Origin of the sequence: Rhodococcus sp. ABRD24 (assembly GCF_004328705.1) — a bacterium.
Taxonomy (GTDB): Bacteria; Actinomycetota; Actinomycetes; order Mycobacteriales; family Mycobacteriaceae; genus Prescottella.
The window spans coordinates 3,472,408-3,486,340 of record NZ_CP035319.1 but is presented as its reverse complement, the minus strand read 5'-3'; the positions used below and the strand labels follow the sequence as shown (position 1 = coordinate 3,486,340).

The following is a 13,933-nucleotide window of genomic DNA, read 5'->3' as shown; positions in this document are numbered from 1 at the left end:
ACGCCACCAAAGAATTCGATCAGTTACCCAAAATCCGATTCGACTCGCTGCTCGGATAGGCTCCAAAACCTGGACCGCCCGTTCTCCATCAGCAGGTTCCCCGAGCTACGAAATGCCGAATTCGTCCTCTAGCAGATCCAGCAATTTTTGGTCACTCATGGCCATGACGTCCTCCGACGGCGATGTACCCCGCTCTTCGTTCGCCCGACTGGCAATTCGGGTCAAATCCAACAACCTCGAGTAGAATTCATTGGTCATTGTCTTGCCGTCAACCATCTCTATCACCTCTTTTTCTAGGCGCGACAAGGAGTCGGAGATTCCACTGTCCGAGATTTCGGTGTCGGTGAGCTGACTAAGGATGTGCGCGGTCACCGCGTCCGGTGTCGGATAGTCGAAGACCAGCGTCGCGGGCAACCGCAACCCGGTGACGGAGTTCAACCGGTTGCGTGTCTCGACCGCGGTAAGCGAGTCGAAACCCAGGTCCCGGAAATTGCGGCCGGCATCGATGACCACACCGCTGTCGTGACCCAACACGGCCGCGACCTGACCGCGAACTGTATCCAGAACCAATGCCTCTCGCTCTGCGCCGGTCAATCCCGCCAGCCGCTGACGCAGGCCCGCCACAATTCCCGTGACGCGGCGGCCCTCCGGCAGCAAGCCCTCGAGCAACGGAGCCAGAGTCCCCGCGCGTGCACCGGCAGCCAACGAAGCCGTGTCCACGCGAGCAGCGACCACACCCGCGCGATGTTGCGCCACAGCGGCGTCGAACAATGCCAAACCCTCCTCGTCCGACATCGCGACCACTCCACCCCGACCCAGACGTGTGGTGTCGGCCTCGCCGAGATGCCCGGTCATCGCCGTGCCCGCAGCCCACAAACCCCACGCGATCGACACCGCCGTCCGACCCTCGCCACGGCGACACTCGGCCAACCCGTCCAGGAACGCATTCGCAGCCGCATAGTTGCCCTGACCCGCAGTGCCCAACACACCCGCAACCGAGGAGTACAACACGAACAGTGCCGGATCCAAGTCGCGAGTCAACTCATGCAGATGCCACGCCGCATCCGCCTTGGCCGCCAACACCGCATCGGCCCGCTCCGGGGTCAACGACACCACCACACCGTCATCGAGCACACCCGCGGTATGCACCACACCGGTCAACGGTGCATCCTCGGCTACCGCGGCCAACAACTCCACGACCTCACCGCGATCGGATACATCACACGCCAACACCCGCACCCGGGCGCCCAACCCGGTCAACTCCGTGACCAAGTCCTCCGCCCCCGACGCCGCCAGGCCACGACGACTGGCCAACACCAACGACCGCACCCCATACTCGGTCACCAGATGCCGCGCCAGCATCGACCCCAACCCACCGGTACCACCGGTGATCAACACAGTGCCCGCCGACACCGCCGAAACCACACCCGAATCCACACCACCGGAACCCGCCGGGATGGACAAGGCGATCTTGCCGATATGACGTGCCTGACTGAAGTATCGGAACGCATCGCGCGCGCGCCGAATGTCATATGTCCTGACGGGTAGCGGAACGATCACTTCCCTGTCGAACATCGCCTTGAGATCGGCCAGCATCTCCGCGATCCGGTCCGGTCCGGCATCCCATAGGTCGAACGCACGGTAGTGCACTCCAGGATAGCGAGCGGCAATGTCTCCGCTATCGCGTATGTCGGTTTTGCCCATCTCCAAGAAACGACCACCGCGCGGCAGCAGCCGCAAAGACGTGTCGACGAATTCCCCGGCCAGCGAGTCCAAGACGATGTCCACACCACGACCACCCGTGGCCGTCATGAACTGTTCCCCGAACTGCAGAGACCGGGAATCACCGATGTGCTGCTCATCGAACCCCATGGAAGCCAAGGTGTCCCACTTACCCTGGCTCGCGGTCCCGTACACCTCGATTCCCCAGTATCGGGCCAGCTGGGTAGCCGCCATACCCACCCCGCCGGCAGCCGCGTGCACCAGCAAGGTCTCTCCCGGCTGGGCCCGAGCCAAATCCCGGAGCCCGTAATAGGCGGTGAGAAAGACAATCGGAACCGTGGCCGCATCGACGAACGACCACCCCTCGGGCATGTGGACCATCAATCGCTGATCCGTCACCACAAGAGGACCCAGACCATCCGTGATCAGCCCCATCACCCGGTCTCCGAGGGCGAAGCCCTTTACCCCCGGGCCGACCTCGACGACCACCCCGGAAACTTCCATGCCCATCGCGGTGTTCCCCACGTCCACCGCACCCAGGCAGATGAGAACGTCTCTGAAGTTCAGGCCACCGGCCCGCACCGCAACACGGACCTGCCCGTCCCCCAATTGTTGATCCGCAGCACGGCACGCGTTCAGACTGAGCCCATCAACAGTGTCGTCACCGGCTTCCAGTCGCCACGAGACCGACTCCGGCACAACCATACCCAGCGAATCGGTCAGCCGGGTAAGTCGGGCAAGGTGCAGCACCCCGCCGCGAACCATCACCTGGGGTTCACCACAAGCCAGCACTTCGGTCAGATCCACCCCCAGCATCGACGAGTCCGCGGCGACCGAGCTGACCCCGTTCTCGGGATCGGTATCAGCGGAAAGGCCGTTGGGATGATCGGTGTCGACGAGCACGACCCGGCCCGGGTCCTCCGACTGCGCCGAACGCACCAACCCCCACACCGCGGCACCCGCCAGATCGGTGACCGGCTCACCCTCGCGCGCAACCGCCCCACAGGTCCACACCACCAACACACTCGCAGCGAACCGCGACTCACCCAGCCAGGCCTGCAACCCGACCAAGGTGTCGGCGACCGCCCGATGCACCCGCCCCGGCACATCGACACCGGTGTCACAGGTCTCGCGCCGGTCCAACACCACCACCGGAGGCACCGATGCAGTTTCGTCGCGCGCCCACGCCAAAAATCCCTCGACCGTGGTGAACACCCGAGACTCCGGTACCGACCCCGGGATCGGCGTCGGCGCTGGTGCCCACTGCACCGCGCACAACCGCTCACGCGTGCCCGCGGCACCCAATTGTCCCGGCGACACCGGCCGCAAGGTCAACGACCCAGCCGTCAACACCGGGCGCCCGGCAGGGTCGGCAACCTCGATCGCCACCGCGCCGGTACCGGAATCGTTCGGCGAGATCCGGGCCCGCACCATCGACGCGCCGACCGCATGCAGCGACACCTCCGACCACGCGAACGGCAACATCACCTCGCCACCGGCACCGGCGTCGGCCATCACCGCGGCATGCAGCACCGAATCCAACAACACCGGATGCAGTCCGTATCGCGATGCATCGGCGACTGTTTCGGGCAGCGCCGCTTCGACGAACAACTCCTCACCACGATGCCACAATGACCGCAACCCCTGGAAAGTCGGACCGTAGTCATATCCGAGTCCGGCCAACACCGAATACAGATCGTGCACTGCCACCGCCACCGCGCCACGCGGCGGCCACACCGTCAATCCCTCCAACAGCGCTTCGGCGGCAACCGAATTCGCGAAATCGACACCCTGCCGCTCGAGCACCCCCTCAGCATGAGTGACCCACCCCGCCTGCGGGTCCCCGGCAGCACGGGAATACACCACCACCCGCCGAACACCCTGCTCCTGGTCATCGGCGTCGTCGACCACGACCTGCACCTGCCGCGCAGTCTCACCCGCCAAGATCAGCGGAGTCATCAATGTCAGGTCCCGCACCACCGGGCACCCGACCTCCTCCCCGGCCCGCAACACCAACTCCACGAACCCGGTACCCGGGAACAACACCACCCCACCAACCGCGTGATCGACCAACCACGGCTGCGACGCCAACGACAACCGACCCGTCAACACCACGCCACCCGAACCCGCCGACGCCATCACCGCACCCAACAACGGATGCCCAGCCCCGGCCAACCCCAACGACACCGCATCACCGGTCCCGGTCGAGGTCAACCAGTAATGGCGACGCTGGAACGCATACGTGGGCAACTCGATTCGACGACCACGACCCGGAAGCATCGCTTCCCACACCACACCCACACCCGACACCTCCAGCTGGGCCATCGAACGCGTGAACGCGACCGCGCAATCCTCGCCACGCAGCAACGAACCCACGATCACCGGCGAAGGAGAATCGGAAACTTCTGTGTCGCAAGCCTGTTCGATGTCCACGGTCAGCAGCGGGTGCGGGCTCGCCTCTACGAACACGCTGTATCCGTCACGGCGCAACGCCTGCACCGTCTCCTCGAAACACACCGTGTCCCGCAAATTCCGGAACCAGTACCGGGCATCCAACTCCGTCGGGTCCAGAATCGTACCGGTGACCGTGGAATAGAACACCACCCCCGACGAACCCTCCGAACCGGCGGAACCCTGCGAACATGGCTGGATGTCGCCGAGCACCTCGAGCAGCTGATCACGGAGTTGTTCGACCTGCGGCGAATGCGAGGCATAGTCCACCGCAATCCGACGTGCACGAACATCACGTCGCTCACACTCGGTCAGGAACGACTCCGCCTGCCCGACATCGCCGGACACCACTGTCGACCCCGGGCCATTGACGGCCGCCACCGTCAACCCGTCGAACCGCTCGAGCAACTCCTCGACCCGCTCCCGCGACGCGAACACCGACACCATCGCGCCCTGACCAGCCAACACCGCCAACGCCGCCGACCGCCGGATCACGATCCGGGCAGCATCCTCGAGCGACAATCCGCCCGCGACATGAGCTGCGGCGATCTCGCCTTGAGAATGACCCACCACCGCATCAGGTTCCACGCCGACCGAACGCCACAACTCCGCCAGCGACACCATCACCGCGAACAACACCGGCTGCACGATCTCGACGTGTTCGAGCCACCCCTCATCATCAGTAGCAAGCACATCCAGCAACGACCACTCCACCAAAGGAGCGAACACCCGATCACACTCGGCCATCTTCTGCGCGAACACCGGAAACCGAGCCGACAGTTCCCGGCCCATCCCCAGCCACTGTGCACCCTGACCCGGGAACACCAACACCGTCTTGCCGTGTGCGCGTGCGGTCCCCGACACCACACCATCGCCGGGCACCCCGTGGACCACCGCGTCGAGCCCACCCGACAACGCCGCCCGGTCCCCGCCCACGATCACCGCACGATGATCGAACCGCGACCGACCCGCCAACGTCGCCGCCACATCCACCGCGTCCACATCCGGACGCTCGATCAGATAACGCGACAACCGAGCCGCCTGCCCCGCCAACGCCTCGTCGGTCCGCGCCGACACCACCCACGCCACCGGCACCGACCCGTCCCCACCGACACCAGTCGCGGGATCGGTCACCGGTTCGGTCACAGGATCGGTCTCCGACTCCGGCGTCTGTGGTCGCGGCGCCTGCTCACTCACCGGCGCCTGCTCGAGAATCACGTGCGCATTCGTGCCACTGATACCGAACGCCGACACCGCAGCACGACGCGGACGACCGGCCTCAGGCCAATCCCGTTGCTCAGTGAGCAGCGCCACCCGCCCCGCATCCCAATCCACATGCGAGGACGGGGAATCCACATGCAACGTCTTGGGCAACACCCCATGACGCATCGCCTGCACCATCTTGATCACCCCGGCCACACCGGCAGCCGCCTGCGTGTGCCCGATGTTCGACTTGACCGAACCCAACCACACCGGCCGATCCTCCGGCCGATCCTGCCCATACGTGGCCAGCAACGCCTGCGCCTCGATCGGATCACCCAACCTGGTACCGGTACCGTGCGCCTCCACCACATCCACCTCAGCCGCGGACACCCCCGCATTGGCCAACGCCCGCCGAATCACCCGCTGCTGCGAAGGACCGTTCGGCGCGGTCAAACCATTGGACGCACCATCCTGATTGACCGCACTGCCCCGCACCACCGCCAACACCCGATGCCCGTTACGTTGGGCATCGGACAACCGCTCCAACACCAACACACCCGAACCCTCACCGAACGCGGTCCCGTCGGCCGCGTCGGCGAAGGGCTTGCACCGGCCATCCGGCGCCAACCCTCGCTGCCGGGAGAACTCCACAAACGTCCCCGGGGTTGTCATCACCGTGACCCCACCGGCCAAAGCCAGCGAACACTCCCCCGACCGCAACGCCGCCACCGCCTGATGCAACGCCACCAGACCCGCCGAACACGCCGTATCCACCGATACCGCAGGCCCTTCCAACCCCAACACATACGACACCCGACCCGACACCACACTCGCTGTCACACCGGTGAATGCGTTATCCCCGACCCCGTCACTACCAGCGGCGCCATAGGACTGGTCGATCACACCGACGTACACGCCGGTGTCGCTTCCGCGCAACGTCGCAGGCCGAATCCCGGCGTGTTCGAGTGCCTCCCAAACCGTTTCCAGCAGGATCCGCTGCTGGGGGTCCATCCCGATCGCCTCACGCGGACTGATCCCGAAGAAGTCCGCGTCGAACTCTGCCGCGTCGTACAGGAATCCGCCCTCATTCGTGTACGACTTGCCTGCCACACCGGGCTCCGGATCGAATACCCCGTCCCAGCCGCGATCGGCCGGAAACCCCGCAATCACATCACGCCCGTCAACCACCAGCTGCCACAATTCTTCTGCGGAATTGACCCCACCCGGAAGGCGGCACCCCACCCCCACGATCGCCACCGGCTCCGAAGACGACAGCGACACCACCGACGCGGATTCCGAAGCCGCAGCGACATCGGTGTCGATTAGCTGGGTAAGGATCTGCGCGGTCACCGCGTCCGGTGTCGGATAGTCGAAGACCAGCGTCACAGGCAACCGCAACCCGGTGAAGGTGTTCAACCGGTTGCGTGTCTCGACCGCGGTCAACGAATCGAAACCCAGATCCCGGAAACTACAGCCGGCATCGATGGCTGCACCGTTGTCGTGGCCCAACACGGCCGCTACCTGATCGCGAACAGTGTCCAGTACCAATGCCTTTTGCTCGGCATCGGTCAGTCCCGCCAACCGCTGCCGCAAACCCACCACAGTTCCTGGGCCGCGATGGGCCCCCGGATTCCCGGCCTCTGACAACCCCGACGACACCGCGTCACCGACCCCCGACGAACCCAACCAATACCGGCGGCGCTGGAACGCATAAGCCGGCAACTCCACACGCCGCCCACGGCACCCCAACACCGCATCCCACACCACACCCGCACCCACCACATCCAAGTGGGCCATCGAGCGGGTGAACGCGAGAACACTGTCCTGGTCGCGCTGCAACGAGCCCACGATCACCGGGTCTCGGCCATCATCGGAAGCCAAAGCCTCACAGATCTGTTCGATGTCGACAACCAGTAGCGGATGCGGGCTCGCCTCGACGAACACGGTGTACCCGTCCCCCCGCAACGCCTGCACCGCCTGCTCGAAACACACCGTGTCCCGCAAATTCCGGAACCAGTACCGGGCATCCAACTCCGTCGGGTCCAGAATCGTACCGGTGACCGTGGAATAGAACACCACCCCCGACGAACCCTCCGAACCGGCGGAACCCTGCGAACATGGCTGGATGTCGCCGAGCACCTCGAGCAGCTGATCACGGAGTTGTTCGACCTGCGGCGAATGCGAGGCATAGTCCACCGCAATCCGACGTGCACGAACATCACGTCGCTCACACTCGGTCAGGAACGACTCCGCCTGCCCGACATCGCCGGACACCACTGTCGACCCCGGGCCATTGACGGCCGCCACCGTCAACCCGTCGAACCGCTCGAGCAACTCCTCGACCCGCTCCCGCGACGCGAACACCGACACCATCGCGCCCTGACCAGCCAACACCGCCAACGCCGCCGACCGCCGGATCACGATCCGGGCAGCATCCTCGAGCGACAATCCGCCCGCGACATGAGCTGCGGCGATCTCGCCTTGAGAATGACCCACCACCGCATCAGGTTCCACGCCGACCGAACGCCACAACTCCGCCAGCGACACCATCACCGCGAACAACACCGGCTGCACGATCTCGACGTGTTCGAGCCACCCCTCATCATCAGTAGCAAGCACATCCAGCAACGACCACTCCACCAAAGGAGCGAACACCCGATCACACTCGGCCATCTTCTGCGCGAACACCGGAAACCGAGCCGACAGTTCCCGGCCCATCCCCAGCCACTGTGCACCCTGACCCGGGAACACCAACACCGTCTTGCCGTGTGCGCGTGCGGTCCCCGACACCACACCATCGCCGGGCACCCCGTGGACCACCGCGTCGAGCCCACCCGACAACGCCGCCCGGTCCCCGCCCACGATCACCGCACGATGATCGAACCGCGACCGACCCGCCAACGTCGCCGCCACATCCACCGCGTCCACATCCGGACGCTCGATCAGATAACGCGACAACCGAGCCGCCTGCCCCGCCAACGCCTCGTCGGTCCGCGCCGACACCACCCACGCCACCGGCCCGCCCCCACGAGCACCGACGTCGGTCACCGACTCCGGCGCCTGCTCGAGGATGACGTGGGCATTGGTACCACTGACACCGAACCCCGATACCGCCGCCCGCCGCGGGCGGTCCGACTGCGGCCAGTCCCGCGCCTCGGTCAGCAGCCCGACATGTCCCGAAGTCCAGTCCACACGGGAGGACGGCGCGTCCACGTTCAGGGTCTTCGGAAGCAGCCCGTGACGTAGGGCTTGCACCATCTTGATCACACCAGCCATACCCGCAGCCGCCTGAGTATGACCGATATTCGACTTGATCGAACCCAGCCACAACGGCTCCCGATCACGATCACGCTGGCCATAAGTCGCCAGCAAGGCGTGCGCCTCGATCGGATCCCCTACTCTGGTGCCGGTACCGTGCGCCTCCACCACATCCACCTCAGCGGCAGACACCCCCGCATTGGCCAACGCACGCCGAATCACCCGCTGCTGCGAAGGACCGTTCGGCGCGGTCAAACCATTGGACGCACCATCCTGATTGACCGCACTGCCCCGCACCACCGCCAACACCCGATGCCCGTTACGTTGGGCATCGGACAACCGCTCCAACACCAGCACACCCGAACCCTCACCCCACGCCGTCCCGTCGGCCGCATCGGCGAAGGGCTTGCACCGGCCATCCGGCGCCAACCCTCGCTGCCGGGAGAACTCCACAAACGTTCCAGGGGTGGACATCACCGTCACCCCACCCGCCAGCGCCAGCGAACACTCCCCCGACCGCAACGCCTGGACTGCCAGATGCAGCGCCACCAGCGATGACGAAGCCGAAGTGTCCACCGACACCGCCGGCCCCTCCAACCCCAACACATACGACACCCGACCCGACACCACACTGGATGAACCGCCGGTCAATCGATAGCCTTCGACATCGACCGGGACCTCCCCGCCGGCTCCGACCCCATAGTCGTTGTGCATCACCCCGCAGTACACGCCGGTGTCGCTTCCGCGGAGTGCCGATGGGTCGATGCCCGCTGATTCCAGCGCCTCCCATGCGGTTTCCAGCAGCACTCGCTGCTGAGGATCCATCGCCAACGCCTCGCGCGGACTGATACCGAAGAATTGGGCGTCGAAATCGGATGATTGATGGAGGAATCCGCCCACGCGCACATAGGATTTGCCTGGCACACCCGGCTCTGGGTCGTACAGGTGTTCCAGGTCCCAGCCGCGGTCCGTCGGAAAATCCGAGAACCCATCACGACCGTCAAATACCAACTGCCACAGGTCTTCGGACGACTCCACACCGCCCGGAAACCGGCAGCCGGTTCCCACTATCGCGATCGGCTGGCTCATAACCTGCCCATCGCTGGGCTGCGTCCACTCAGGCTCATCGTTGAGAAGCTCAGCGCGCCCTGGATACAGCCGAGTCATACAATCCCCTGTTGAGTCGAGTGGAGTTGGGTTGCGATGTGTGGCCGTACGGATCCGTCGGGTTGAACCACGAGAGGGTCGTGAAGGGCATCGGCCACGTCGATGATCTGGCGTGTTGCGCACTAGACAAGCTCAGGATCGAACTGGGCCCAAACTGCTAGATGCTTGCTTAGGCATAGTCCGCTGAACTCGGATTCAGCTGACGAGCCGGCCACATTTCATACTGAGCGGTCGCCACCAAAGGTCGACATTGCATTCGCAACGATGGGCGTAGGCACCACGTCTCCGAAACGCCGCAATCGCCGACATATGACTCCTCATACCTGATTTCACACCCCTCGGATCTGCCCGGACTGGCGAGCAGAACCCGAAGGCCGGTACGGGTGCCCTCGCAGAGACGGTCGATCCCCGAAGCCGTCTTGCTCGTGCCCGGCAGGATCGTCGGGCCGGTCAGGATCGTTTTCATCAAGGTAGAACACGTTCCTGCCTGATGCAAGCAGTCGCGACCGCGACCGCTGAAGCACGAGGCCCTTCCCATGCCTATTCGTCCCAAAGCTGTTTGGTGGACAACAGACTTCACAGAATCGGCGACCAGTCACCTCCTGAATGCCGCCATCCCCAGACCCGAAGTCGCCCAGGGCCAGATTGCCCCGGGTTGCCGTAGTTGGCCCCAATGTACTCACGAAAGGACTGGGCCGGACGCGCCTGCCAAGCGGTCGACTAGGCGACGTCCGAAAGTTCAGGTGCCGCATGGCCTGTCACGTACAGTCGCTCGAAAGCGGCTGTACGTATTCCGACGACATCGGTGTGCACAGACTGCTAGCATCGGCGAGCGGCCCAGCATGTCGGCTGGGTTCCAGCGAGGGGGCAAACCATGACAGTTGTGGAGTTCCGCGACTCCGAGAGCTCAACCCGACGTATTTTGCGGTGGGTCCGCGAATGGGGTTGGTTTGCATCCCTGGTCTTCGTGCCCGCGATTCCCGATCGATTCAGTCGGGTGTACGACGATATTCTCACTGCATCGAACTGGCTAGGTGAGGAATCGCTGTTCTTTAATCTGGGCTACTGGAAAGACAATCCCCGAACCTTCGATCAAGCAGGCGCGGCGTTGGCTCGGTTGCTAGCAACCGAAGCGCACCTCGGGCCCGACGACATAGTGGTTGACGTCGGCTGCGGATTCGGCGATCAAGATTTTCTCTGGGCTGATGAATTCGGCCCGAAACGAATTACAGGCGTTAACATATCCGCGAAACAAGTCGAAATCGCGACCGCGCGGGCCGCCGAACTGGGGCTCAGCGATATCATAGAGTATACGCACGGGTCCGCAAGCGATCTGCCTCAGCCCAGTGCATCTGCAACGAAAGTGACCGCGCTCGAATCGGCGCTTCACTTTCCGTCGCGTTCACGGTTTTTCGATGAAGCATTCCGAGTCTTGGCACCTGGGGGTCGGTTGGTGACCGCCGACGTTGTGCCGCTCGCAAATGAGCATGTTTCAAGCAGGACTAGTCGGCTACGCCCACTGGAAAAATTGGTGCACGGCATATTTACAACTTCCCGCCAGAATCACACCAATGCAGAGGAATACCGTCAAGCGCTCGTAACAGCCGGATTCAAAGATGTGAGGGTCTACTCCATCCGCAATCACGTCTACCCTCAATATGCGGAATATGTGAACCTGAAGCTCAGGCAGCCGGAGATGAGGAGAATTAATCCGTTGATTCGGACCTTCTTCGGCCGAAGAGGGGTCTCTTTCTGGGCCCCTTGGCTGGACTATATCGTTGCTACTGCAGACAAGCCGCCGTCAGGAGATGGTCTTTAGTCTCGATCTCTCGTGAGCCTGGCGCGTCGGCCTGATCGAGTTCTGATTACTTGTCCGGGAGATGGATTCGGGTGTGTCGAGGTGGAACGGGTGATACGGCCAGCGATGGAGAACAGACGCAGCCTGAGTCGCTCCGGTTCCCATCGGCGGGCCTCTTCGGAGTCGAACGCGAGCAGTTGCGTCCAGGCGATCAGTTTGCCGGCGAGTTGCACGATCTGAAGCCAGATCCGGTTCTGGTCGAACCCATGTAGCGGAAGGTTCTGCAAACCGCTGTCTTTCTCGACAACCTCGTGCAGGCTCACCAACACTCGAGCGGTCGTCCCCCGTTCTCGTGCGGGTGTGCGGCGCAGAACCGCGGCACCAACCGCAATCAACCCTCCAGCCCGCGATGCATGTGCAGGTACGGAGACCCTAACCGGGCGGTGAGTGGCGCTACACGGTGCGGTTCTCATAGAGTCGCAGTCAGGAACTACCTGCTAGCCAAGTAGCAGCAAGCCGGAAGGAACAAGATGGCCGCGAAGACAACCACCGAGAACGACATCGCGGACGAGGACCTCGAGCCCGTAGCCGACGAGACCGCCCGGCAGGCGCAGCGCGTCGTCGCCGCATACGCCGCCGACGCCGATGAGTGCCGCATGCTCCTCTCCATGCTCGGCATTGCGCCGATCGCGAAGCTAGACTGACGAATCACAGCTGAGAAAGAGTAGGGAATCCGTGTCTTCGCTCTCGGCGTCACCGACGAGTTCCGAGAGGCCTACGGGCACCGAGCCGGGTAGCAACACCGGAGGGTCCGACTTCGTCGTAGTCGCCAACCGTCTACCCGTCGACCTCGAGACACTGCCCGACGGCACGTCTCGCTGGAAGCGCAGCCCTGGTGGCCTTGTCACCGCGCTCGAGCCGATACTGCGCAACAACAAGGGCGCTTGGGTCGGATGGCCCGGAGTGGCCGACGTCGACCTCGACCCGATCGTCGAGGACGGTCTCGACCTCTACCCCATACCGCTGAGCGCGCAGGAGGTTGCGGACTACTACGAAGGCTTCTCCAACGCAACCCTGTGGCCGCTTTACCACGACGTCATCGTGAAGCCGGAGTACCGGCGCGAGTGGTGGAACGCCTATGTCGAGGTGAACCGGCGGTTCGCCGAGGCCACCTCGAAGGCCGCCGCCGAAGGCGCCACCGTATGGATACAGGACTACCAGCTACAGCTGGTGCCGAAGATGCTGCGCATGCTGCGCCCCGACCTGACCATCGGATTCTTCCTGCACATCCCGTTCCCGCCAGTCGAGCTGTTCATGCAGATGCCGTGGCGGCGCGAGATCGTCGAGGGCCTCCTCGGCGCCGACCTCATCGGCTTCCACCTCCCCGGTGGCGCAGAGAACTTCCTGTTCCTGGCCCGGAGACTGGCAGGCCAGCAAACCTCCCGCGGGTCTGTCGGAGTGCGCTCCAAACTCGGTGTCGTACAAGTCGGGTTCCGCAACGTGCGGGTCGGTGCGTTCCCGATCTCCATCGACTCCGGGCAGCTCGACGAACTGTCCCGCCGCAAGTCGATTCGTGACCGCGCCAAGCAGATCCGCAAGGAACTGGGCAACCCGAAGCACATCATGCTCGGCGTCGACCGGCTCGACTACACCAAGGGCATCGACGTCCGACTCGACGCGCTGTACGAACTGCTCGAGGAAGGCCGGGTCGATCCCGCCGATACCGTCATGGTGCAGCTAGCCACCCCGAGCCGCGAACGCGTCGAAAGCTATGTTCAGATGCGTGGTGCGATCGAGCAGACGGTCAGCCGAATCAACGGCGAGTACGCCGAGGTGGGTCGGCCGGTGGTGCACTACATCCACCGCGCCATTGCCCGCGATGAGTTGGTTGCATTCTTCGTGGCCGCTGACGTCATGTTGGTGACTCCGCTGCGCGACGGCATGAATCTGGTCGCCAAGGAGTACGTGGCCTGCCGAAGCGACCTCGGCGGCGCCCTGCTGCTGAGCGAATTCACCGGGGCCGCAGCCGAACTCCGCCAAGCCTTCCTGTGCAACCCCCACGACCTCGACGACGTCAAGGACAAGATGGAGGCGGCCCTCACCGTGGGCCGAGAGGAAGGCCGACGCCACATGCGCGCTCTGCGCCGTCAGGTCCTCGCGCACGACGTCGACCGGTGGGCGCATTCCTTCCTCGATGCCCTGGGCCAGCAGGGGGTAGCCGGTGCGGCGCTGCTGCCGTCCGATGGTGAGTACACCGAGTAGTTCTGCACCACAAATACATACGACGGAGGGCTCCCGAATTTTCGGGAGCCCTCCGTCGTGGAACCTGTGCGC

4 protein-coding genes and 1 pseudogene are annotated in these 13,933 nt (G+C 64.1%); 3 read left to right on the top strand and 2 right to left on the bottom strand.

All coding sequences use genetic code 11. The annotated features are described in order from the left end of the window. Positions 1 to 105: 105 nt before the first annotated feature. Complete coding sequence (locus ERC79_RS15445; RefSeq protein WP_207390337.1) at positions 106 to 9,924, bottom strand: type I polyketide synthase; 9,819 nt, start codon at positions 9,922 to 9,924, stop codon at positions 106 to 108. Positions 9,925 to 10,675: 751 nt separating this feature from the next. On the opposite strand from ERC79_RS15445, the gene ERC79_RS15440 reads away from it, so the two are divergent. Beyond that, positions 10,676 to 11,620, top strand: a complete 945-nt coding sequence (locus ERC79_RS15440) for a class I SAM-dependent methyltransferase (protein ID WP_131579348.1) — start codon at positions 10,676 to 10,678, stop codon at positions 11,618 to 11,620. 92 nt (positions 11,621 to 11,712) lie between these two features. On the opposite strand, the pseudogene ERC79_RS15435 reads toward ERC79_RS15440, so the two are convergent. Further along, positions 11,713 to 11,898, bottom strand: a pseudogene (locus ERC79_RS15435) (transposase); the annotation flags it as partial. A 231-nt stretch (positions 11,899 to 12,129) separates the two neighbouring features. Here ERC79_RS15435 and ERC79_RS23130 point away from each other — a divergent pair. Both ERC79_RS23130 and ERC79_RS15430 read left to right on the top strand, forming a co-directional pair. Continuing rightward, entirely contained in the window at positions 12,130 to 12,303 is a 174-nt protein-coding gene (locus ERC79_RS23130; protein ID WP_165497138.1) for a hypothetical protein, read from the top strand. A 154-nt stretch (positions 12,304 to 12,457) separates the two neighbouring features. Next, a complete protein-coding gene (locus ERC79_RS15430) occupies positions 12,458 to 13,861 on the top strand; it encodes a trehalose-6-phosphate synthase (RefSeq protein WP_242676895.1) in 1,404 nt (467 codons plus the stop codon). Positions 13,862 to 13,933: the final 72 nt, after the last annotated feature.

What these genes read in the sequence shown, in the direction of transcription:
- ERC79_RS15440 (WP_131579348.1), top strand. Translation starts at nt 10,676, where the DNA reads ATGACAGTTGTGGAGTTCCGCGACTCCGAGAGCTCAACCCGACGTATT.
- ERC79_RS23130 (WP_165497138.1), top strand. Translation starts at nt 12,130, where the DNA reads ATGGCCGCGAAGACAACCACCGAGAACGACATCGCGGACGAGGACCTC.